Here is a 22311-nt window from a genome sequence, read left to right as displayed (position 1 = left end):
GTGAGCGCGATCGTGCGAGTAGTGGTCCGGACCACCGCCGAGCTGCTGCTCACCCTTGGCCTGGTCGTGGTGGCCTTCGCGGCCTACCTCGTGGTCTGGAGCGACGTGCAGAACGCGGCGGCCCAGAGCACGCTCCGGGAGACCTTCGAGGCACGGGTCGCGCAGGCGTCCCGGACCTCCCCGTCCACCCCTGCTCCGCGCGCCCGGCCCGCCGCCCGCGGCCGCAGCAGGACCCCCGTTGCCACGGCCCCGCTCGCCCCGCCACCCACCGGCGGCGGGCTCGGGCTGCTCTCCATCCCCCGGCTCGGCCAGGGCTGGTCCCGGGTCATCGTCGAGGGGGTCGAGACCGACCAGCTGGCCCTGGGTCCCGGCCACTTCCCCGGGACCGCGATGCCGGGTGAGGTCGGCAACTTCGCGGTCGCCGGCCACCGAGCCACCAACGGTGAGCCGTTCGCACACCTGGACGCACTCGTCCCGGGCGACGAGGTGACGGTGCAGACCCTCGCCGCGACCTTCACCTACGTCGTCGACCGCAGCGAGCTCGTGACCCCAACCGCCACCGAGGTGCTCGAGCCGGTGCCCGGCCGACCCGGGGCGACACCGAGGAAGGCCCTGCTCACGCTCGTCACCTGCCATCCCCGCTGGGGCTCGAGCGAGCGGTTGATCGTCTCGGGACACCTCGTCGACCGAGCTCCGACGACGGGAGGTGCGTGAGGCATGTACGCCGCACTCTGGAGGCTGCTGCCGGGCCCGGTGCCGGTGAAGGTGCTGCTCGCCGTGCTCCTGGCGCTGGGCGTCCTGGCCCTGCTGTTCGCGTTCGCGTTCCCGGCGCTCGAGCCGCTGCTGCCGTTCGACCGGATCACCCTGGAGTAGACGCTGGACCCCGCGCGGGGCCGTTGCCGCGATACAGACGACCCCGCGCGGGAGATGTGGGGGCGCGTCAGTGCTCGCGCAGGAGCGTGCCGAGGCCCTGCAGCCGGTCCTCGATCCCGTTGTCGCGCAGCGCCATCCACCACGTGGCGGCGTTGATCGCGATCACCGGCTTGTCCAGCCAACGCTCGGCCTCGTCGGCGAGCGTGGTCATGCACAGGTTGGTGCCGCACTGGACGATCGCGTCCACGTCGGACTCGTTGACCTCGAAGATCGCGTCCCGCAGCTCCGCCTCGCTCACGTGGGCGATGGAGACGGCCGTCGGGCACTTCAGTCCCTTGATGGAGGCGACCTCGAAGCCGAGCTCGCCGAAGAACTTCACGACGTTCTCGTCACCGATCGGCTGGTACGGCGTGACCACGCCGATCTTGCGGGCACCGAAGAGGTGCAGCGCGCGCTCGCAGGCCTCGGCACCGGTCGCGACGTCGAGCCCGGTGATGCCGGTGATCTGCTTCTTGAAGGCGCGGTTGCCCTCCACGCCGTCCCAGAAGGTCTCGGCGCTCATCCCCATCACCATGTAGTCGGGCTCGCAGGTGAGCACCCGCTCGCACGCGCCCCCGATCTCTTCGCGGATCTGCTCGAGCAGTCGCTCCATGCCGTCGTCGGAGTCCATGTTCTGGTCGCGGATGTGGATCCGCGAGAAGTGCGAGGTGACGCCGGGGACCGACATCATCGCGAACTCGGGCTGCACGATCGTGTTGGTGCTCGGGGCGATCACGCCGAACTTGCGGCGCCAGCCGAGGCGGTCGGTCATCGGGGCACTCCTGCGGATGTGTGGTCGGGCACGGACGTGGACGGCGCGGCCGCGCGGAGCAGGCCGATCGCGCCGAGGAGGAAGCAGAGCTGGACGACGGAGTTGGTGAGCTGCTCGATCCACTGCAGCGCCTCGGACTGGTCGGGTCGTCCGGCCAGCGGCGGCAGCACGAGCGTGCCGACGATGTAGACGCCGAACAGCACCACCCCGAACGCGTCGCGCCGTCGTCGGGCCAGCAGGATCCCGAGCACGCCGACGGTCACCGCGCCGATGGCGGCGGCGATCAACAGCGGCCAGGTGTCCCCGACGGCCAGGGCGGCCACGGCGCCGAGCACCGGCAGCACGAGGTACGGCGGCCACGGTGCGGGCCGACCGCGACGTACGCCGACCAGCGCCCACACGATCCCGGCGAAGCCGAAGGCCAGGCACGGGAAGAGCAGCTGCTCCAGCACCTCGATGTTGCGGCACGGCTCGGCGGCGACCAGCAGCTTCCACACCGCCTTGGCCAGCCCGCCGAGCGTCACCAGACCGCCGGCGAGGAGCGCGGGCACCCGGACCTGCGGCACCGACCGGCCGGCAGCCAGCGCCAGCACGACCGTGCCTGCCCCGGCCAGCAGCACCGGGACGAAGTCCTCGGCGGCCAGCGCCAGGCCGTACTCGGTGCAGGGATCGATCGCCATCAGGACGCCGCGATCTCGGGGGACCCGGATGCGAAGATGTCGCGCTTCCTGAATCCGGCGGTCATGAAACGAGCCATGGCCTTCGGCGTGGTGAGCCACGCGACCCGGACTCCGTTCCTGTCGGCAGCCAGCAACCGGTCCGCCAACCAGGGGGTCACGGTCTCGACCCGGTCGCCGAGGATGTTGAAGATCTTGCGTGCCTTCTCGAAGGCCTCCGGCTGACCGTCGTAGTCGTCGACCAGGAGGTCGGTGGCCACGATGCCCGGGGAGAGGAAGCCGACCTTGACGGGTCCGTCCTTGGCCTCCTTGACCAGCGACTCGGTCAGGTAGGTCACCGCGCGCTTGCTGGCGCCGTACACGGCCATCCCGGGCTGCTTCTGCCCGCCGGAGCCGAAGCCCTCCATGTTCCAGACCCAGCCGCCGCCCGGCTGAGCCGCGAGGCCGGCCAGGGCCACCGCACACCCGTTCATCGCGCCCACCAGGTTGGTCGCGACCACGGCACCCACCGCCTCGACCGGCACCTCTGGCAAGGGCAGTCGCGGCGAGGAGAGGCCGGCGTTGTTGATCCACACGTCGACGCGGCCGAAGGTCGCGACGGCGTGGTCCCAGAGCGCCTGCACCGACGCGCGGTCGGTGACGTCGGCAGGGACGCCGCTCACCCGACCCGGCGCGGCCGCGGCGAGGGCACCGACGGCGGCGTCCACGCTCGCTGCGGACCGGCCGCAGATGACCACCCGGCACTCGCGCGCGAGGAGCTCGCGCGCCAGTCCGTGGCCGATGCCGCGGGTTCCGCCGGTGACGACGACGACGCGACCGGACGTTGTGCTCATGCGCCCTCCCAAGTGAGCAGGCCGTGCACGAAGTGCGTCGTGGTGTCGCCGCGGAAGAGCTGCCACACCACGGCGAGGTCGCGGGTCCCGGCATCGATCAGCACCTCGCGGCCCCTGATCTTCTCGACGCCGCGGGCGTCCGGCCCGACGAGGTGCTGGCTGGTGAAGAGCGCCCGGCCGTACGACGTCGCGTTGCCGAACACCTCCGGCCCCTCGTACTGGGTGCGCGCGCCGTCCCGGACCCGCTCGAAGGCGTACGTGCGCTCGAGCGCACCCGTCCAGGTCACACGGTGACGGGCCCGGCGCAGGGAGATCGGCTCGTGCTCGATGACGACCTCGACCTCGCCCAGCGCGGTCTGGTCGGCGGCGTTGACGAACAGCGACCCGCGCCAGGCACCGCTCTCCTTGGTCGGGAGCACCTGGGGCGTCGGGCCCCGCCGGGTCTCCAGCGCGATCCAGTCCTCGACGAACGCCTGCGTCTCGGGGTTGGTCCCGTGGTCGAAGGTGCGCTGGTAGATGCCGTTGAAGACCGCGCACACCGCCCAACCGTCGTGCAGCACCGAGGAGTAGACCTGGGTCGAGCCGTCGGGGAGCACCTGGTTCCAGGTGCGCAGGTCGGCCTGCCAGCCCGGAGAGTAGTAGTGGGCGTCGACGAACAGGCCGTAGGGCTGGCCGGTGCCGTAGAAGTCCGGTCCGCAGTAGACCCGGTTCTCGTCGGAGTCGACGATGCCGAAGTCGAACTGGGCGCCGAGCTCGAACCTGTTGCGCAGCGGCCCGCTGGCCTCCAGCGAGGTGTTCATCCAGTAGCGCGCGACGCCGTCCTCGACCACGCTCGCCCGGTCGACCCGCTCGAAGCCCACGTGGTTGCCGACTGCGTCGAAGAGTCCCGGACGGCCGTGCCACTCCCCCGCGATCCGCTGCTGCCACTCGCTCGTGGTGCCGGCCTCGGCACTCTCGGACACGGTGGTCACGCCGGCACCTCCGAGACGATCTTGTTGTCGAGCAGCTGCGCGCGCACGTCCTCCATCGCGTCAGGGCCGAGCAGCCGTTCGACCTGGGCCCACACCTTGTCCACGTCGGGGCTGAAGATGTTGGCCCGGTTCCGGTGGTCGCGGGCCGCGAGGTCGGTGTCTGCGAGGTCGGCCGCCACCTCGGCGGGCACGCCGGCCCCGAGCAGGCCGAACCAGTGGTCGAGATACTCCCCGACCGCGTCGCCGATGCCGGCGAAGGCGTCCTCGTCGGCCCGGTGGACCAGCATCCAGGGCGACATCATCGCGAACTGGCGGGGCCCGATCGCCGCCTTGGACAGGCCCGGGCGCGCGGAGACCTCGTCGAAGGTGTCGGTGAGCGGGGTGTGCGCCCAGTCGACGTAGGTCAGGTGGGTCGCGAGATCGGCCCGCGGGATCAGGTCGAGGTGGAAGGCATAGGAGCCCTGCCCCTGGACCGAGTCCAACGTGAAGTGCGGGACCGCCACGTCGGCGGGCGCGAACGCGAACACCATGTGGCTGTCCAGGCCGATCGCCGGCACCGCGAGGCCGACGTAGACGACCTTGGCCACGGCCTCGCCGCTGAAGACCCGCACCCGGCCCACCGGCTCGGGTGACATCGGGGACCTGAGCGTGCGGAACGGACCGCCGTCGGGGCCGACGACCTCGGTGAGCCCGGCGCGCTCGACGATCGCGGCGAGCGTGCCGATGCAGAGGCTGCCCGGGAGACTCCGGCTCATACCGTGACCTCCGTGGTCGGCATGGACTCCGGCTCGTCGTCGTCGACGTCCGGGGTGGCCTGGGTCGTCGGGGTCGACGTCGGCGTCCGCCGCGCGGCCTCGGACTCCAGCAGCTGCCGGCTGCGGACCTCCTTGAAGTTCCAGGCACTCGCGAGCTCGGGTACCTCGCGACGGATCGGCGAGGGGATGACCCGCGCCTCCACCCGTGCCGACGTGCCCTCTCCCACGATCGTGTTGCCCTCGACCGACCAGCCCGCCTCGATCAGCTCGCGGCGGCGGCGGCGGTAGAGGACCTGGTTGTAGTCGCTCTTGACGTGCAGCTCGTCGGACAGGTCGAAGGGCAGCAGCTCCGGACGCACGGTGTCGACCACGGCCTCGTCCTGCTTGAGGACCTTGAAGACCCGGCGCCTGGCGTCCTTGTCGGCCCATTTCCCCTTGAAGAAGGTGCGCAGCGCGATGAACTTGACGAGGGTGGTCTCCTCGTCGATCGGGATGTTGACGTCGAAGATCTTCAGCTTGCCCATGGGCAGGTCGACCTCGAGGAGGATCGCGTTCGGCAGCCACCACGTCGTCGAGACCGGCACCAGCGGCCGGTTCAGGAGGTCGCCCTTGTCCGGGTTCATCTTCCCCCAGATCCCCTGCGGCTTCGGTGGGTTGAGCTTCACCGAAGCCTTGCAGTGCCACGGCGAGGTCTCGACCTCGAACTCGGGCACCTCAGGCTTGTCCGGATTGCCGAAGGAGCCGGCGTGCACGAACGGCGTGTGCGCGATGTCGACGCCGTTCTCGAGGATCCGCTCGTAGTTGGACTTCCAGAGGAAGGTGCCGGTCACCGCGCGGTACGTCTCGGTGTCGTCGACGGCCGACCAGTCGGGGATCGGCGGACGCTCCTCCTCGGGCAGGTCGCCCATGAAAACCCAGATCATCATGTGCTTCTCGACCACGGGGTAGGCGTCGATCCGCGCCTTGCGCGGAATGCCCTTCTCCGGGTGCGCCGGGATCTTCTGCACCTCACCCTCGGGGCTGTACTCCCAGCCGTGGTAGGGGCACACGATGCAGTCGCCCTTGACCGTGCCCTCCGAGAGCGCTGCGCCCCGGTGGACGCACAGGTCGGACATCGCCACGACCTTCCCGTCGCTGGGCTTGCGGTAGAGCACCAGCTGCTGGCCCAGGACCTTCACCTTCTTGGGGCTGCCGACCTGGACGTCGGAGCTGAACTCGACGCCGTACCAGAAGTTCTTGAACATCGCGGTTTGTCCTCCTAGCGTCGCCGGATGTCGGCGATCTCGGGTTCGGGGTGCTCGGCGAGGTGCTCGAGCCGGCCCTTGGCGGCGGTGTCGCCGCGCAGCTGGGCGTGCAGGAATGTCGTCACCACGTGGGCGAAGGTGTCCCGCAGCCGGTCCTGGTCAGCGTCGGTCGGGGTCTCCAGGAAGCCCCGGGCCGTCGACGGGTCGTCGGGGTGCGCGGCCAGCATGTGTCCGGCTCCGGCGAGCCGCACCAGCCAGGCCTCGGTGGTGGCCGGCAGTGCCTCGGCCCAGGTGCGCTCGATCGGGTCGTGGCCGGCGGCGCCGGCCCGCTCGCCGTACCGGATCGCGCTGGCGGCGACGACTCCGTCGTCGGTGCCGGCCACCAGCAGCACCGGCGCCTGCACGGGCGCTGGCAGCAGGGTGCTGGGCGGGTAGCCCAGCATCTGGGAGGCCATCGTGTGGGCGCCGTAGGTCACCACCGCCCGCACCTCCGGGAACCAGGCCGGAGCCGCCGACTGGAGCGCGACGGTGCCGCCGGCGGAGTGGCCGACCAGGCCGACCGAGTCGAGGTCGAGCAGGCCGGCCAGCGGCCCGGCGTCAGCAAGCCGGCTGACGGCCTCCAGCACCGGACGCAGGGCATGGGTCGTCGGCCGTTCTCCGTAGTGATCGGGCCCGCACGCCGTGATGTCGACGCCGGGGGTCAGCCCGTGCTCCCCCGGGAACAGCTCGCCGACCCAGTCGTAGCCGACGACGACGAAGCCGGCCTCGACGAGCCGCACAGCCAGCCACCGGTAGGACTCCGCGGCCACGTTGACACCGGGCACCAGCACCACGACCGGGTACGGCGCCGCGGCGGTGTCGGCGGCGAGCCGGCCGCTCATCCGCTCGACGTCGTCGCGCGGAGCGAGAGCGGGGTAGCGCACGGTGAGGTGCACGGTGTCGTACGGCGCCTCCGCGCCCGGCACGTGCGCCGCGCTGCGGAGCGCCCGGACCAGCACGGGCGCGGTCATCGGTCCAGCGGGCGGGCCAGCACCCGGTCGCCGCCCCACAGGGCCCGCACCAGGCGGTGGGTGGTCTCGGGGCCGAAGAACCGGTCGCCCATCACGTTGGCCGGGTCGCGCTCGGCGATGTTGCGGCGGATCGCCTCGTCGGCCGCTGCGAGCGCGGGACGCTCCTCCGCGGGGACCGCCTCGGCCTCGTCGACCCAGCGCAGCCAGCGGTCGAGGTGCTCCTCGGCGAGCTCGGTCACCAGGTCGGTCATCTGCTGGTCGGCCGGGGCCATGTAGCAGAAGGCGGTCGGGGACAGCCCGGCGCGCACGAATGCGCTGCGGCTCACGAACGGCTCCATCTCAGGGTGGTCGTTGCGCACCTGCTCCCACCGCTCGTTGACCGGCTCGAAGTAGCGGTCGAAGGACTCGGTGTCGGTCACCAGGTAGCTCCGCGGGACCGAGTCGAGGTAGACCCAGCCCTGCGGGAAGCAGCCGAGCGCCATCCCGAAGTGCGGGACCTTGACCTGCGGGCCGAGCCAGATCGTCAGGTGCACGTTGCAGAAGCCCTGGGCGGCGTTCTCCATGTGCGAGTGCACCATCCAGTCGATCTCGGGCCCGGTGTAGGCCCGGACCCGGCCGCGCGGGCCGGTCTCGGAGCCGAAGTCCTCGAGCACCTCGGTCGAGGGATCCCGCTCGAGCTCGAACCGGTCCGCCACCTTCGCCCGGAGCCGCTCGACCAGCGCCTGCCAGGCCCCGAACACCTCCGAGACGTCGGTCGGCGCCGCCTCGTCGAGGTGCTCCTGGACGAACTTCAGGCTCTGGCTCATCAAGGTCTCCTGCGGTGGTGAGGGTGGGTGCAGTCTCAGGGTATATATGATCTACGTTTCCGAGAAGGACATCCACGGGTATTTCTCCACATCGGGTCGCATGCCGTCCGCGAAGTGACCTGATCGTGACCCGGGCCACACGGTGTGCGGCCGGGTCAGCCGGTCGGGTACGCCGTCGCGCCGAGCCCGGTGCCACCCGGCCTGAACGGCCCAGGCGCGTGCACGACGCAGGTCTGGACGTGCTCGAGCAGCCCCTCGTCGCCGTACTCCCGCCCCCAGCCCGAGCGCTTGACGCCGCCGAACGGCGCACGCAGGGCCAGGCCAGTGCGGTTGTGGGTGTTGACGAAGGTGAATCCGGCGTCGAGTCGGCGCGCCAGGTCGAAGGCGTGGTCCTCGTCGGCCGACCAGACCGAGGCACCGAGGCCGAGGTCGCCGGAGTTGGCGCGGGTCAGCGCCTCCTCCTCGGTGCGGAAGGAGAGCACGGGCAGCACCGGGCCGAACTGCTCCTCGGCGACCAGCGCGTCGTCGTCCCCCGTCCCGAGCACCAGGTGCGGGGCGAGGTAGTGGCCCCGGCCGGGGTCGGTGGCGTCGTCCTGCCGGCCGATCCGGATGGCATAGGCACCTCCTCCGACGGCGCGCTCGAGCAGGTCTCCCACCCGGCACGCCGCGGCTGCCGACACCAGGGGTCCCATGGTGACCCCGGGGTGCATCGCGTCACCCCAGCACAGCACCCGGTCGGCGGCGGCGCGAAGGCCGTCGATCAGCTCGGCGTGCCGGGATCGGTGGACGTAGAGCCGCTTGACCGCCATGCAGACCTGGCCGCTGGTGGCGAAGGCGGCCATCACCATCCGGTCCATCGCTGCGTCGTCCAGGACCACGTCGGCGAGCAGGATCGCCGGGTCGTTGCCACCCAGCTCGAGCAGGGACGGGGTGAGCGAGCGGCCGGCCAGCTCCCCGATCGCCCGGCCGGCGGCCTCTCCGCCCGTGAAGGCGACCCGGTCGACGCCGGGATGACCGACCAGCGCGGCGGAGGTGGTCGCGTCGCCCTGGACGACCTGGAGCGCGCCGTCCGGGAGCCGGTCGGCGACCAGGTCGAGGAACCGGGCCACGGCGAACGGCGCCAGCGGGGAGGGCTTCACGACGACCGTGTTGCCGGTGGCCAGGGCGGGGCCGACCTTGAGCACGGCGAGGACCACCGGCGCGTTCCAGGGCGTGACGGCCGCGACCACGCCGTAGGGACGGTGCCGCAGGAGCAGGCGACCGAGGTCGTCGTCCACCTCGCGGTCGACGAGCAGCCGGGCGGCCGTGTCCGCGGCCCAGCGGAGGACGGTGACGGCGAACGCCACCTCACCGCGGCAGTCGGGCAGCACCTTGCCGGTCTCCCGGGCCATCAGCTCCGCGATCGCGTCCTGCTCGGACGCCACCCGGTCGGCCGCCGCGTGCAGCAGCCGCGACCGTTCGGGGACCGGGACCCGGGCCCACGCCGGCTGCGCGGCGCTCGCGCGACCCACGGCGGCGCCCACCACGGCGGCGTCGGCGATCTCGACCACACCGACGCACTCGTCGGTGCGAGACGGGTTCTCCCGGGCCAGCCTCATCCGACCGGCCTCATCCGCCGACCGCGTCAGCTGCGGGTCGTCGCTCGCGCAGCGAGTCGATCATCGAGGTGCGCAGGAGGTAGTCGCGCGCCGCCTCGGGGTCGGCCGCCAGGTGGCGCAGCGAGGCGTGGTGTGCGTCCCGGGCCTCGGCGTCGGTCTCGCGCAGCTGCTTCCAGTTGTCGTGGGTGACCGTCCTGACGTAGGAGAGCGCGACCTCGCGGCGACGGTCCAGCACGCCGTCGAGCTCGTCGATGACGCCAGTGCCGGTGATGACGTCGCCCAGCGCCGCACCGACGAGCACGGCGTCGTGCAGGCCGCTGTTCATGCCCATGCCGCCCAGGGGGTTGTTCACGTGGGCGGCGTCGCCGACCAGCAGGGTGCGGCCTACCCGGAACCGGTCGGCGACCCGCTGGTGCACGCGGTAGAGGGAAGCGTGCAGCAGTGCCCACGGGCGACCGAGGTCAGCCACTCCGCGCAGTCGGGCCTGGACCCGGGCGGGTGCGGTCTCCTCGTGGTCGGCGGTGTCGGGATCGGTCGGGAAGAGGATCCGCCAGTGCTCCGGGGTGCGCAGCAGCACCAGCCACTCGTCGGGGTCGAAGACATAGTTGACCGAGGCGATGCCGGGCAGCGCGGCGGTGAGGTCCTCGGTGGTCGAGACCACGAGGAAGCGCTCGGGGTAGGTGATGCCCTCGAACTGGACCCCGATGGCCCGACGCACGGCCGAGCTCGCTCCGTCGGCGCCGACGACCCAGTCGCCGCGCCACTCCCGCCCGGCGGCGGTGCGGACCACCGTCGTCAGTCCGTCGTCGACCACAGCGACGACCTGCTGACCGAAGTGGACCGAGGCGGACGGGCACGCGAGCAGCTGCTCGAGCAGGATCGGAGTGAGCTTGCTCTGCTCGCACTGCACGCGGAACGGGAAGGGCGTGTCCGCGGCCAGGACGCCGAGGTCGAGCTCGGCGATCGGGCCGCCACGGCGGTCGCGGTACTGGAAGGCGGTGGAGATGATGCCGCGCTGGAGCAGCGGCTCGAGCACGCCGAGCTCGGCGAGCATCTCCAGGCTGGGCGGGTGGTAGGTCGAGGCGCGGGACTCGGTGGCGAGACCGTCGCCGGCCTCCAGCACCGTCACCCCGATGCCCCGGCGTGCCAGGCACAGGGCCGCGGTCAGTCCGACCGGGCCGGCTCCGACGACCAGGACCTCACCCACGGTGCGGCCGGCTCCGCCCGGCGCCGTCATCGCGCGTCCACCGGATCGGCGTAGCGGTGCTCCAACCGGAGCTGGCCGGGCAGGTCGAGCAGGTCGGTGAGCTCGGTCCAGTCCATCCGCGGGGTACCTCCTGCGTGACCCGAGGCCACGATCGCGTCGTAGGACGCCGCGGCCGCGCGCGCCGCGGCCAGCAGCCCCGAGACGGGGTGGATGACCAGTCGGACGCCGAGCGCCCGCAGCTCGTCGTCGTCGGGGCCCTGCTCGACCGGGCCGCCGGCCTCCGAGCGGTTGTGCACGAACGGGACCTCGCGCCCGTGCGCGGCCCGGACCGCGGCACCGACCCGGGCGATCACGTCAGCGCCGGCACCCTCCACGAACAAGGCGTCGGCACCGGCCGCCGCGAAGGCCAGGCAGCGCTCGACCACCGCGTCGACCCCGTCCACGGAGAGCGCGTCGGTGCGGGCCACGATCACCAGGCCGCTGCCGGCCTCGACCGCGGCCCGGACCCGACCCGCGGCCTCGGCGACGCCGACGACCGCCTTTCCGGCCAGGTGGCCGCAGCGCTTGGGGGCTACCTGGTCCTCCAGGTGCAGCCCGGCGAGGCCGGCCGCGGCGTAGGTCTGGGCAGTACGCCGCGCCTGCAGGGCGTTGCCGTAGCCGGTGTCCGCATCGGCGAGCACCGGCAGCCCGTCGAGCACTCCGGTCACCTGGGTCGCGCGGGCCGCGATGTCCGACCCGTTGACGAAGCCCAGGTCCGGCACACCCAGCGCGACCGCCGAGGCGACCGCGCCGGAGAGGCAGACACCGCGGGCCCCGGCCCGGGCGGCGAGCCGCGCCGTGACGGCGTCGTAGACACCGGGCAGGTGCACCAGGTCCGGGCCGGCCAGCAGCACCCGGAGCCGCTCCGGAGGCGTGCTCATCGCGCGTGCAGGGCGTGGCCGCCCTCGACCCCGACGACGCGGGCGCCGGTGAAGGCACGGATGGTCTCCACGGTGCCCTCCTCGCCGAGGCCGGACAGTCCCCAGGCAGGTCGGGGCGTCATCAGGTGCAGGCTCATGATCGAGGAGCCGTTGACCTTGACCTCCCCGGCGCGCACCCGGCGCGCGAAGGAGAGCGCCCGCTCGGTGTCCTCACCCAGCACGTAGCCCTCGAGGCCGTAGGGGGTGCCGTTGGCCACCGCGAGGGCCTGCTCCTCGGTGTCGTAGGTGTGCACGGTCGCGACCGGGCCGAAGATCTCGTGGACCGACTGCTCCACCGGCACGCCGGTGAGCAGCGTCGGGGCGAGGAAGTGGCCCGGGCCCTCGGGCACGTGCGTGCTGGCGTGGGCCACGCCGCCGGCCCGGGTGCGTTCGGCGATGGCCGCACGGAGCCGGGCCAGGTGCACCGAGTGGACGACCGGTCCCAGGTCGGTCGCCTCGTCCAGGGGGTCACCGGCCTGCAGCAGGGCCAGGCGCGCGAGCACCAGCTCGAGGATCTCCTGTGCGCCGGCAGCGGGCAGCACCAATCGACCGAGCGCCCGGCACCACTGGCCGTTCAGCGTGGTCAACAGGTCGACAGCGGACCGGGCGGCGTCCTCGGGGTCGGCGTCGGGCAGCACGACCAGCGGGTTGTTGCCGCCGAGCTCGAGCTGGAGGGCGGTGAAGTCGGAGGCGCAGGCCGCGGCGATCGCGCGGCCACCCGCCAGACCGCCGGTGAAGGACACCGCCCGGATCCGCTGGTCGTTGACGAGGCGGCCGCCGACACCGGGGCCGCCCTGCACGAGCTGGAACACGCCACCGGGCAGGCCGGCGTCGGCGAGCACGGAGCCCACGGTGCGGGCCAGCTCGGTCGTCGCGTAGGGCGCGAACTCGCTCGGCTTGAGGATCGTGGCTGCTCCCGCCGCCAGCGAGCTGGCGACCTTGTGGGCGGCCATCGGGGCCGGGGCGTTCCACGGCACCAGGCACAGGGCCGGGCCCAGCGGCAACCGGTGCACCTCGACCGGGTTCCCGGCGGGGCCCTCGTGGTGCTCGAGGAGGATGCCGGCCCGCAGCATCTCGGCAGCCAGCCGGAAGGCCCCCGGGACGATGACTCCCACGATCGAGGTCTGCCGCACCGGGACTCCGGTGGCGAACGCCTCGAGCTCCGCCAATCGGGACAGCTCGGCCTCGAGCGCCCCGGCAACCGCGTCGAGGACCTCGGCACGAGCGACCGGTGGCCGGTCGGCCCACGCACCCGACTCGTGCGCGTCGTGCGCGGCCTGCACGGCCCGCTCGACCGATGCCTCGTCGCTCGCGACGGCAGCATCGAGCCTCTCGCCCCGGAACGGGTCCTCCAGCACGAGGTCCAGGCGCTCGTCGGGGACGTGCCACTCCCCGTCGACGAGCTGGCCGACCTCAGGAAGCACCAGGCTCCCCGTGCGCTCGTCTCGAGACGTGGCCGTCACCCTTCCTCCCGGCGTGCGCCGGCCCGGGCAGGGGTGCGCGCGAACGTGTCACTCGTGGTCAGTCCGGCCCATGATTCCTTCTCGACCAACATCTTGGCCATGTCCAGCCGGCCGCGCTCGGCCGGGAACGCCTGGACCAGGCCCATGGACGTGTCGCGGACGGCGCGTCCGATGATGTTGTCCATCAGTGCGCCGGAGGTGCCACACATCTTCAGGGCATCGACGGCCACCGAGAACGAGCGCTCGCAGATCGCGCCCTTCGCCAGCTTCCAGCTGGCCACGACCTCGGGCTTGGGGAGGATCGGTGGGTCACTGGCCTCGAGGTCGATCTGGCGGCGCAGCCACAGGTGGGCCTCGGCGAGCGCCTCCTCACCGTTGCCGACGAGGACCTGGTGCATCGGGCTGGACGCGATCGGCTTGCCGGTGTCGGCGAAGGTCGCCGACATCGTCCTCCCGAACGCATACTCCCAGGCGCCTCGGGCGATGCCGGCATAGATCGCGGCGATCGCGACCTGGTTGCCGACCCACGAGCCGCGCGACATCTGGGTGGCGCGCGTGAACGCACCGGGCACGGTCAGGGCGTCCGCGTCGGCGACGAAGCAGTCCTCCATGACCAGGCCGTGGTTGTCCGAGGCCCGCATGCCCAGGCCGTTCCAGCGCGCCCGCGGCCGGATGCCCTCGGAGTCGCGGGCCACGAGCGCCAGGCTCAGCCCGTCGATGCCCTCGACGTCCTCGCGCCGGACCGTGACGAGGTAGTGGTCGGCAGTGCCGGAGAGGCAGCCGAAGGACTTCTCGCCGTTGAGCAGCCAGCCGCCTTCGGTGCGACGGGCGGTGGTGTTGATCAGCACGTTGGCGGTGCTGGCCTTGACCGCCTCGCTCGCGAAGTTGGCCAGCAGGCGCTTGTCGCGACCCATCGCGAAGAGCACCTTCTCGGCGAACGCTCGGACCACCTCCACCTCGTGGTCCTCATAGACGCCGGCGTCGATCGCCGCCAGGGGCAGCAGGCCGCGCGAGGAGGCCGAGCAGTGGAAGAAGTAGGCCAGCGCGGTCGAGCCGCAGGCGGTGCCGAGCGCGTACGTCGTCGCTGCGAGGTCGCGCAGCCCGCCGCCCAGGCCGCCGTACTCCACCGGGACGACGAGTCCCAGGAGACCGGCCTCCGCCAGCGTCTTGACGTGCCCGGGCGGGAACTCACCGCAGGCGTCTGCCTCGAGGGCTGCCTCGCGCAGGGTCGGGAGCACCGACTCCACCCGCTCGGCGCGCTCGCGCTCCTCCTCGGTCAGGTCGGGGAGGAGGTACTCGGCGGTGAGTCGTGTCGTCATCCTGCGGCTCCTACGGTGTCGGCGAGCCGGGGGCTCGGCGTGCTGTCCGGTTGCGCCGGGTCGCGGTCGGCGACCTGCCGGGGCAGGTCGGGGGTGGCGTCGAGGCGTTGGCGCACCCGGCGGGCGAGCCGGGTGATCGCCGGCGCATCGACCGGTGTCTCGACGTCGACGGCACCGAGCAGTCGAACGAGGTCCTCGGTGGCGACCGCACCGTCGACGCCGCCGAGCGTGGTGTCGAAGTGGTGGACGCCGCTCTTGAGGGCGGTGAGCGCCTTGACCAGGCCGAGTCGGTCGGCGTCGTGCAACGCCACGCGCAGCGGGACCGGCCGCGCCAGCCCCACCGCCTCCTGGAGCGTGGCGCGCACCTCCAGCGGCGTCGCCGAGCCGAGGGTGTCCTGGAAGGAGATCTCGCTGATGCCCAGGGCGGCGAACGCCTCCACGGCTGCCAGCACGGCCTCGAGCCGCTCGTGGTGGAACGCGTCCGGGATGACCACCGCTCCCACCGTCGGATGTGCGCTGAGTGCCGCCACGGCGCTCTCGACCGAACGTGCGTCGGCGGGATCGGCGTAGACCTCGACCGTGCGGACCCCGCGACCAACCGCCTCACTGGCCGCAGCGGCAGAGCCCACCAGGGCCGAGGTGTTGTGGCCGTCGTCGAGGCGTCGGGCGCGTCGCCCGGAGTCCCGCGCAGGGTCCCCGGTCAGGTCCATCACCCGGACGCGGACTCCCGACTCACGGACCCGCTTGGACGTCCGGGTGACCCACGCGTCGTTCTCCCCGCGTGAGGTGAGGGTGGACACCAGTCCGCCGTCGGACAGGGTGGCGACGTCGGGGAGGACGTCGGCGAACTGGCCCCAACCCCGGGAGTGGAAGAGCAGCGGCGCGGTCCGGCGCGCGGTGTGGGCAGCCACCACCTCGCCCACGAAGATCGTGTGGTCGCCGCCCGGGTGCTCGTGGACCACGCGGCAGTCCACCCAGCCCAGCGCGGAGTCCAGCAGCGGCGTGCCGGTCCCGGCTACCGACCAGGTCTCGCCGAGGAAACGCTCGGAGACCTCACCCGCCATCCCGGCGAAGCGCCGGGCCACGTCGGCCTGGTCCTTGGCCAGCACGCTGACACCGAAGACGCCGCTCTCCTGGATCAGCCCGTGGGTGTAGAGCCTGCGGTCCAGGCAGATGGAGACCAACGGCGGGTCGAGGCTCACGCTGGAGAACGAGCTGGCGGTCATGCCGTGCCAGGAACCGTCGACGACCGTCGTGACGACCGTCACGCCGCTCGGCCACTGGGCCAGCACGTCACGGAACATCGCGGGCTCCACCATGGCGACCCCCTCTCATGACAGAATATACAATATCAATGTTGCAATCGCGCAAGATGGAACGGAAGAACAGTTCGTTGTCGTGGGAGCATCAAATCGGCGAGGATCTATGATTCCGCCCGCCGACTCGATCCCGGGACCGGCGGACACCTGGTGAGAGGACTGCAGACCCATGGCGCGACGCGCGCGAGCCGAGTCCACCGTTCGTCCGATCGAGCACCTGTCCCTGGTCGATCGCGTCACCGACGAGCTTCGGCGAGCCGTGCTCGTCGGGGACATCCAGCCCGGGTCGGCGGTGTCGATCGTGGAGCTGTGCGAGCAGTTCGACGTCAGCCACATCCCGGTCCGTGAGGCGCTGCGGCGGCTCGAGAGCGAGGGCATCGTCAGCCTCCGCCCGGGGCGTTCGGCGCTCGTCGCCTCGCTCAGCCTGGAGGACCTCGACGACATCTACCGACTGCGGCGCACCATCGAGGGCGACCTCGCGGTCGAGGCGGTCAAGGAGATGACCCCCGAGCGCCTCGACGACGCCGAGCAGGCGCTGGACTACTACGTCGGGATCGAGCGCGAGCCGGCCGCCCTGGCCGCCGCTCACCACGCCTACCACGCCAGCCTGCTGGCCGACGTCATGGGCGCCATGGACCGGCGGGTCCTCGAGCTGCTCTGGCACGCCGCCGATCGCTACCTGCACCTGCTGATGGCCGAGCTCGACAGTGCGCCCGAGACGCAGGAGGGACGCATCGACGAGCACCGCCACCTCCTCGAGCTGGCCAGGGCCGGGAAGGCCGAGGAGTTCCGCGACGCCTGGGTGGCGCACCTCGATGCCAGCGCAGAGGAGCTGCGCGCGGCCCTGCGTCGTCGCCCCGCGGAGGACGCGGACTGACCTGGGTCAGCGGGCGAGCGCTCCGGCCAGCGCCCAGGGCCGGCCGTCGACCAGGTCGGTGCCTCGGGTGACGAACCGGTTGACCGCGCAGGCGGGCCGTAGCGTGCCCACCGTCAGCGGCCCGGTCGACCTCACCGGTTCGGGGCGGCTGATCACGCCGGAGAACGGCCGGGACCACTCGGTCCACAACGTGAAGTCGGCCGACAGCGGGACCAGGCCTCCTGCGCCGTGCTCGCCCACCGGGCTGGCGACGGCGAGGTTGAGCCGGTTCTCCGCGGCTCGCTCGAGCAGCAGGGGCTCGAGGTCGGAGGCTGTCGCGACCGTGAAGGGCACGGCGACCACGTCGGCGTCCGCCAGGGCCGCGAGCCTGAACGTCTCCGGATAGAGCGCGTCGTCACCGACGACGACGGCCAGTCGACCCCACGGAGTCGCGAGGACCAGGAGCTGCTCGCCGGTGGCGGTGGCCCAGGACGAGTGCCGAGCGCTGTCGTGCAGCTGTGGCTGCCGCAGCCGCACGCCGTCGGCGCCCACGACCAGCCCTGCATGGGTTCCTCCTTCGGCCGCCGTGGTCACCACGAGGGCATCGCGGTGGGGACCGGCCGTGATCGCCGAGGCGATCTCGTCGGCCGAGGGGCCGGCGAGCTCGGGCAGGACCACGAGGTCTGCACCGGTGCCGAGCGCCTCGACCAGCAGCTCGTGGACGTCGTCGCCGGGGGCCGGGCAGATCACGGCTGCCTGCATCTGCGCCGCACCACCGGGCGCCCGGCGACCCACCGGTGCCTCGATGATCGCGGCGTAGAGCTCGGGGCGACGCGCGGCGAGGACGTCGGTGCCGTCGGGGCGCTGCTTGTCGTCGGCGTCGTGCACGTCGATGTCGGCGACCACGACCGCCTCGCCGGTGCGCGGACCGATTGCGACCACGGTGCCGTCGGGCGCGACGATCTGGCTCTCCCCCGCGCCGTGCAGCAGGTCGACCGGTACGCCGACCTTCTCGGCCACCACCTCGATGCTCCGCTGGGGCACCAGTGGGCCGACCTTGTTGGCGGCGACCACCCAGACGCGGTTCTCCACGGCTCTGACCGGCACGTGCAGCGACGCCTCGTCGAGGGCGAAGGAGTTGAGGCTGTTGAGCAGGACCTGGGCGCCGCCCACGGCCAGCATCCGTGGGGTCTCGTTGATCACCCCGTCCATGCAGGAGTACATCCCGAGCCGGCCGTGCTCGGTGTCCACCACTGCCGAGGCCTCGACGGCCGGGTCGAGGTGGTCACGCTCGCTGCCCATCAGCACCTGCTTGTCGCTCGAGGCGAGCAGGTCGCCGGTCGGGCCGAAGAGCAGGTTGGTCCCCGTGGTGCGCCCGTCGGGTCGCGCCAGCGTGCAGTTGGCCATCAGGTGGATCCCGTGCTCGGCCGCCTTGGCCGCGAGCGCCGCCACGAACGGCCCGTCGAGGGTCACGGCCATCCGGCGCGCGTGCGCGCGGTCGTCGTACCACGAGACGTGGTTGCAGAACTCCGGCAGCACCACGACCCGGGCGCCGCGGGCGACGGCCCGGTCGGTCATCCGCAGGCAGGTGTGGAGGTTGGCCGTGACGTCCTCGGTCACGGAGAACTGGACGGCGGCGACGCGCAGGGTGGTCAACTCATTCTCCTATATCTTTTACGATATCTGGTTTAGCCTGACACACCTGCCACCCGCACGATAGGAGCATCGCCGATGTCGGACGTCGAGGGCGCCGAATCCACGCAGTCGCCCGACCAGGTTCAGGTCGAGGCGTTCCCCGGGCGGGCCGCCGTCAGCGTCGACCTCGGCAGGGGTGCGCCGTTCGGCTGGTGGCCCGCAGTGGTGGTGGCGCTGGTCGCCTTCATCGACCGCGTGGAGTTCAACCTGGTCGCCGGCGCCCTGCCAGCCATCCAGGACCACTTCGGCTTCGGCGACACCATGGCCGGTGCGATCCCGACCGCAGCGGCAGTCGCGGGCGTGGTCCTGCTGCTCCCGGCGGGCCGACTGGCCGACACCGGACGGCGTACGTCGATCATCGCCCTGGTCGTGCTGGTCTGGGCCGTCTGCTCGGTGCTCAGCGGCCTGGCCACCACGTTCGCGCTCTTCTTCATCACCCGGATCGTGCTCGGCGCGGCGGGCCAGCTCTACAACCCGCCGGCCTCCAGCCTCCTCGCCGACTACTACCCGGGCCAGACGCGCGGGAAGGCGTACGGCCTGGAGCGGGCGGGCTACTACATGGGGCTGCCAGTGGGGGTCGCCGTCGGCGGCGCACTCGCCGAGGCCGTCGGCTGGCGGGCGGTCTTCTTCATCGTCGCGGTCCCCGGCGCGCTGGTCGCGCTCCTGGTCCTCACCGTCCGGGAGCCGCTGCGCGGCCTGGGCGACCGGATCGACCAGATGCGCGGCACCGCTGCTGGCGAGACCCACGCGGCACCCACGCTCGCGGACCGCCACTCGATGATGCGCGAGGCGCGCGAGCTGCTGGACATCCGAGCACTCAGGGGCGTGATCGCCAGCCTCTCGCTGCTCTACCTCGGACTGGGCGGCCTCTTCTACTGGCTGCCGACGCTGCTCCAGCGCACCGAGGACCTCGGCTACGACGCCGCAGCCGGCCTGGCCGGCGGCGTGGGCGGAACGGGCATCGTGATCGGCATCATCCTCGGCAGCCGGATCGGCGACCGCGGCCACGGCGTCAGGTCCGCCTGGCGGCTGCGCACCGCCCTCTGGTTCCTGCTGCTCGGTGCCGTCTCGCTCACCGGCGCGGTGCTGCTGCCCGGCCTGCCCCTACGCCTGACGCTGGTCGCGCTGGCCTGCGTGGGCTTCGCCGGCGCCATCCCGAACCTGACGGCGGCATCGGCGGACGTCGTGCCGGCCAGCCGTCGGGGGCTGGGCTTCGCGCTGCTCCAGTTCCTCATGACGCTCGGCGGCGCGGCCGGTCCCCTGCTGGTCGGGGTCGTCTCCGATGCGGTGGGCTCGCTCCCGCTCGCCCTGCTGGCGCTGCTGCCGCCGCTCTTCCTCACGCTCATCGTGCTGCGGCGCACGATCGGGCACTACGACCAGGATGCCGCCCGGGCGATCCGGGGCTGACCGGGCGGCGGATCCCTAGGCCCAGCGCCGGACGACGGCCGGGCCGCTGTGGGCCGGGACGAGATCGCCGGAAACGACGTGCGCCCAGCGACGGTGGGCGGTCCAGAGCACGTCGACGTCGCACGGGAAGGTCTGCTCGGCGAGGTCGTCGTGCACGGTGACCGACCCGGACATCACGTCGTTGGCGGAGCGGGAGAGGCTGCCGTCGAGCGGCGCGACCCTGATCGAGCCCGCGGCCTCGGCCGATCCCTCGCTCCACCCGCCACCGGGGCCTGAGAACCACACCAGCGCCCGGGTCCCGTCGACAGTGGAGCTGGCCGACCGGGTCGCGCGGGGCTCGATGAGCAGATAGCTGCCGGCCGTCGCCGTGTGCCCGCTGATCGTCAGCGCGCCGGTCAGGAGCACCATCTCCTCGCCGGCGGGCTGGTGCCCGACCGCGTCGCGCCGCCAGGCCGGTGGGAAGCGCACCATCACGGTGCGCGTCTCCCGCTCGGGGTCGTGGTGCAGCATCACCAGCTCGGCGGCCTGGTCCGAGCCGGAGATCGCATGGCTGCGCCAGACCAGGTCGGAGCCATCGAGGTCGACGGTCCGTGGTGCGGTCGGGGGCACGAGCGGGCTGGGGTCGGTCGGGATCATCGGGCTGCTCCTCCGGGGTGGGTGGTGAGGTGGTCGAGCACCTCGCGCTCGCCGAGCACGTCGGCGTACTTGGCGTCGAGGTCGAACAGGTTCTGGGCGTGTGCCCAGTCGGCCCGGTCCCCGCACGCCTCGGCGACCACGATCGGGCGGAACCCGTGCTGGAGGGCGTCGAGGGCGGTGGCGCGCACGCAGCCGCTGGTGGAGAAGCCGACCACCACCACGGTGTCGACGTCCCAGGCGTTCAGGGTGGAGGCGAGGCTGGTGCCGAAGAACGCCGAGGCGTACTGCTTGGCGACCACCACCTCCCCCGCCAGCGGCGCGGGGTCGTCGGGGAACTCCGCCAGCGGCGATCCTTCCTCGAAGACGACGAGCCCGGGCACCTTCTGGCCGAAGAGCCCGGCGTCGGCGCGCCCGGGCATCAGGCGCACCCGGGTGAACACCACCGGGTGTCCGGCAGCACGCGCTGCCCTCACGACCCGGGCAGCGCTCGCCCGGGCGCCCTCGAAGCGGCCGGCGCCGTCGGCCAGCGGCGAACCGGGCTCGAGGTAGGCGCGCACCACGTCGACCACGACGACGGCGGGACGCGCCCCGAAGCCGAGGCGGCCCATGAACCCGGCAGCGGCGTAGTCGTCGGACAGGTCCATCAGATGACGCCCCGGTCCGCGAGGTCGCCACGCTCGGCCTCGGTCAGCCCGAGGAGCCCTCCGTAGACCTCGTCGTTGTGGGCGCCGAGCGCGGGACCGGTCCACCGGACAGATCCCGGGGTGGCGGACAGCTTGGGGACGACGTTCTGCATGGCCACCGATCCGAAGGTGGGGTCCTGGACCCGGACGATCGCCTCGCGAGCGGCGAAGTGCGGGTCGGTCAGCATGTCGGCCGCGCGATAGATGCGGCCGGCCGGGACGCCGGCGGCATGCAGCAGCTCGAGCAGTTCGTCGGCGTCGTGCGCGGCCGTCCAGACGGCGATGTGGTCGTCGAGCTCCTGCTGGCGGTCACCGCGGCCGACGTGGTCGGCGTACGGGCTCCCCGGCGCGGCGAGCTCGGGCTCGTCCATCGCGGCGGCGAGTCGCCCGAAGACCGAGTCCTGGTTGGCGGCGACCAGGACCATCTGGCCGTCCGCGGTCGGGTAGACGTTGCTGGGCGCGACGTTCGGCAGCACCGCACCGGTGCGCTCTCGCTGGTAGCCCGCGACGTCCCACTCGGTGACCGTGCTCTCCATCATCGCGAGCACCGCCTCGTAGATCGCGCTGTCGACGACCTGACCCTCACCGGTCTGGTCACGGTGGCGCAGTGCCGCCAGGGCGCCGACCGCGGCGTGCATGGCCGCCAGCGAGTCGCCGATCGAGATGCCGGTGCGCGAGGGCTGCCGGTCCGGCTCCCCCACGACGTGCCGCAGACCCCCCATCGCCTCGCCGATCGAGCCGTATCCCGCCCGGGAGGAGTAGGGACCGGTCTGGCCGTAGCCGCTGACCCGCACCAGGACCAGGCCGGGGTTGAGCTCGCGGAGCCGGTCGTAGCCCAGCCCCCAGCGCTCGAGCGTGCCCGGGCGGAAGTTCTCCACCACGATGTCGCAGTCCGCCACCAACCGGGCGAAGAGCTCCTGCCCCTCCTGCTGCCGCAGGTCGAGGGTGACCGACCGCTTGTTGCGGGCCACCACCGGCCACCACAGCGAGGCGCCCTCGGCCTTCTCCCGACCCCATTGCCGCATCGGGTCGCCCACGCCCGGCGGCTCGACCTTGATCACGTCGGCGCCGAGATCGCCCATGAGCTGGCCGGCGAAGGGCCCGGCGAGCAGCTGTCCCGCCTCCAGCACCCGAACACCGGCGAGCGGCCCGGTGGCCGCAGGGGTTGCAGTCGTCATGAGCGGATCGT

22 protein-coding genes are annotated in these 22311 nt (G+C 72.5%); 4 read left to right on the top strand and 18 right to left on the bottom strand.

The features are described 5' to 3' along the window. Positions 1-714 (top strand): class E sortase, encoded by a 714-nt coding sequence (locus tag JOD65_RS10040; protein WP_204811083.1) that lies wholly within the window; start codon positions 1-3, stop codon positions 712-714. A gap of 3 nt (positions 715-717) precedes the next feature. Further along, on the top strand, positions 718-873 hold the full coding sequence (locus JOD65_RS10035) for a hypothetical protein (protein WP_191196581.1): 156 nt from the start codon (positions 718-720) through the stop codon (positions 871-873). 67 nt (positions 874-940) lie between these two features. Here JOD65_RS10035 and JOD65_RS10030 read toward each other — a convergent pair whose 3' ends face one another. The 14 genes from JOD65_RS10030 to JOD65_RS09965 all read right to left on the bottom strand — a co-directional run bounded on the left by JOD65_RS10030 (position 941) and on the right by JOD65_RS09965 (position 15845). Then, positions 941-1684: a maleate cis-trans isomerase family protein gene (locus tag JOD65_RS10030; RefSeq protein ID WP_191196580.1), complete on the bottom strand. Its 744-nt coding sequence runs from the start codon at positions 1682-1684 to the stop codon at positions 941-943. Continuing rightward, the gene (locus JOD65_RS10025; RefSeq protein WP_191196579.1) at positions 1681-2364 is read right to left on the bottom strand and encodes a hypothetical protein; all 684 of its coding nucleotides are present in this window, start codon (positions 2362-2364) and stop codon (positions 1681-1683) included. The genes JOD65_RS10030 and JOD65_RS10025 overlap by 4 nt, the downstream gene beginning before the upstream one ends. Continuing rightward, the gene (locus JOD65_RS10020) at positions 2364-3194 is read right to left on the bottom strand and encodes an SDR family oxidoreductase (protein ID WP_191196578.1); all 831 of its coding nucleotides are present in this window, start codon (positions 3192-3194) and stop codon (positions 2364-2366) included. Before JOD65_RS10020 ends, JOD65_RS10025 begins: the two co-directional genes overlap by 1 nt. Further along, on the bottom strand, positions 3191-4165 hold the full coding sequence (locus JOD65_RS10015; RefSeq protein WP_204811081.1) for a calponin homology domain-containing protein: 975 nt from the start codon (positions 4163-4165) through the stop codon (positions 3191-3193). The genes JOD65_RS10020 and JOD65_RS10015 overlap by 4 nt, the downstream gene beginning before the upstream one ends. Beyond that, on the bottom strand, positions 4162-4920 hold the full coding sequence (locus JOD65_RS10010; RefSeq protein WP_191196577.1) for a hypothetical protein: 759 nt from the start codon (positions 4918-4920) through the stop codon (positions 4162-4164). The genes JOD65_RS10015 and JOD65_RS10010 overlap by 4 nt, the downstream gene beginning before the upstream one ends. Further along, positions 4917-6164 (bottom strand): aromatic ring-hydroxylating dioxygenase subunit alpha, encoded by a 1248-nt coding sequence (locus JOD65_RS10005; RefSeq protein ID WP_191196576.1) that lies wholly within the window; start codon positions 6162-6164, stop codon positions 4917-4919. The genes JOD65_RS10010 and JOD65_RS10005 overlap by 4 nt, the downstream gene beginning before the upstream one ends. A 14-nt stretch (positions 6165-6178) precedes the next feature. Next, positions 6179-7174: a dienelactone hydrolase family protein gene (locus JOD65_RS10000; protein WP_204811079.1), complete on the bottom strand. Its 996-nt coding sequence runs from the start codon at positions 7172-7174 to the stop codon at positions 6179-6181. Next, positions 7171-7980 carry an oxidoreductase gene (locus JOD65_RS09995; protein ID WP_191196575.1) on the bottom strand — a complete coding sequence of 270 codons (810 nt, stop codon included), beginning with the start codon at positions 7978-7980 and terminating at the stop codon, positions 7171-7173. The genes JOD65_RS10000 and JOD65_RS09995 overlap by 4 nt, the downstream gene beginning before the upstream one ends. A gap of 155 nt (positions 7981-8135) precedes the next feature. Further along, positions 8136-9578 carry an aldehyde dehydrogenase family protein gene (locus tag JOD65_RS09990; protein WP_191196574.1) on the bottom strand — a complete coding sequence of 481 codons (1443 nt, stop codon included), beginning with the start codon at positions 9576-9578 and terminating at the stop codon, positions 8136-8138. Between the two features lie 10 nt (positions 9579-9588). Further along, on the bottom strand, positions 9589-10815 hold the full coding sequence (locus JOD65_RS09985; protein WP_204811077.1) for an FAD-dependent oxidoreductase: 1227 nt from the start codon (positions 10813-10815) through the stop codon (positions 9589-9591). Next, a complete protein-coding gene (locus JOD65_RS09980) occupies positions 10812-11705 on the bottom strand; it encodes an isocitrate lyase/PEP mutase family protein (protein WP_191196573.1) in 894 nt (297 codons plus the stop codon). Before JOD65_RS09980 ends, JOD65_RS09985 begins: the two co-directional genes overlap by 4 nt. Beyond that, the gene (locus JOD65_RS09975) at positions 11702-13168 is read right to left on the bottom strand and encodes an aldehyde dehydrogenase family protein (protein ID WP_204811075.1); all 1467 of its coding nucleotides are present in this window, start codon (positions 13166-13168) and stop codon (positions 11702-11704) included. Before JOD65_RS09975 ends, JOD65_RS09980 begins: the two co-directional genes overlap by 4 nt. Before the next feature lie 35 nt (positions 13169-13203). Then, positions 13204-14526, bottom strand: a complete 1323-nt coding sequence (locus tag JOD65_RS09970; protein WP_191196571.1) for an acyl-CoA dehydrogenase family protein — start codon at positions 14524-14526, stop codon at positions 13204-13206. After that, positions 14523-15845: a flavin reductase gene (locus tag JOD65_RS09965; RefSeq protein ID WP_191196570.1), complete on the bottom strand. Its 1323-nt coding sequence runs from the start codon at positions 15843-15845 to the stop codon at positions 14523-14525. The genes JOD65_RS09970 and JOD65_RS09965 overlap by 4 nt, the downstream gene beginning before the upstream one ends. A 169-nt stretch (positions 15846-16014) precedes the next feature. On the opposite strand from JOD65_RS09965, the gene JOD65_RS09960 reads away from it, so the two are divergent. Next, positions 16015-16722 (top strand): GntR family transcriptional regulator, encoded by a 708-nt coding sequence (locus tag JOD65_RS09960; RefSeq protein WP_191196569.1) that lies wholly within the window; start codon positions 16015-16017, stop codon positions 16720-16722. Between the two features lie 6 nt (positions 16723-16728). Here JOD65_RS09960 and JOD65_RS09955 read toward each other — a convergent pair whose 3' ends face one another. Further along, a complete protein-coding gene (locus JOD65_RS09955) occupies positions 16729-18357 on the bottom strand; it encodes a nitrilase-related carbon-nitrogen hydrolase (protein ID WP_191196568.1) in 1629 nt (542 codons plus the stop codon). 75 nt (positions 18358-18432) lie between these two features. Between JOD65_RS09955 and JOD65_RS09950 the strand changes: the two genes are divergently transcribed. After that, the gene (locus JOD65_RS09950; protein WP_191196567.1) at positions 18433-19803 is read left to right on the top strand and encodes an MFS transporter; all 1371 of its coding nucleotides are present in this window, start codon (positions 18433-18435) and stop codon (positions 19801-19803) included. A 15-nt stretch (positions 19804-19818) separates the two neighbouring features. On the opposite strand, the gene JOD65_RS09945 is transcribed toward JOD65_RS09950, so the two are convergent. From JOD65_RS09945 to JOD65_RS09935, 3 genes are read right to left on the bottom strand one after another with little or no spacing between them, the layout of a single operon-like run. Continuing rightward, positions 19819-20439, bottom strand: a complete 621-nt coding sequence (locus JOD65_RS09945) for a cupin domain-containing protein (RefSeq protein ID WP_191196566.1) — start codon at positions 20437-20439, stop codon at positions 19819-19821. After that, complete coding sequence (locus JOD65_RS09940) at positions 20436-21083, bottom strand: isochorismatase family protein (RefSeq protein WP_191196565.1); 648 nt, start codon at positions 21081-21083, stop codon at positions 20436-20438. The genes JOD65_RS09945 and JOD65_RS09940 overlap by 4 nt, the downstream gene beginning before the upstream one ends. Continuing rightward, on the bottom strand, positions 21083-22300 hold the full coding sequence (locus JOD65_RS09935) for a CaiB/BaiF CoA transferase family protein (protein ID WP_191196564.1): 1218 nt from the start codon (positions 22298-22300) through the stop codon (positions 21083-21085). The genes JOD65_RS09940 and JOD65_RS09935 overlap by 1 nt, the downstream gene beginning before the upstream one ends. Between the last annotated feature and the right edge of the window lie 11 nt (positions 22301-22311).

It is taken from the genome of Nocardioides cavernae, from assembly GCF_016907475.1.
Classification (GTDB): Bacteria; Actinomycetota; Actinomycetes; order Propionibacteriales; family Nocardioidaceae; genus Nocardioides; species Nocardioides cavernae.
The sequence above is the reverse complement of the archived record's forward strand: the minus strand, read 5'-3'. Positions and strand labels throughout refer to the sequence as shown.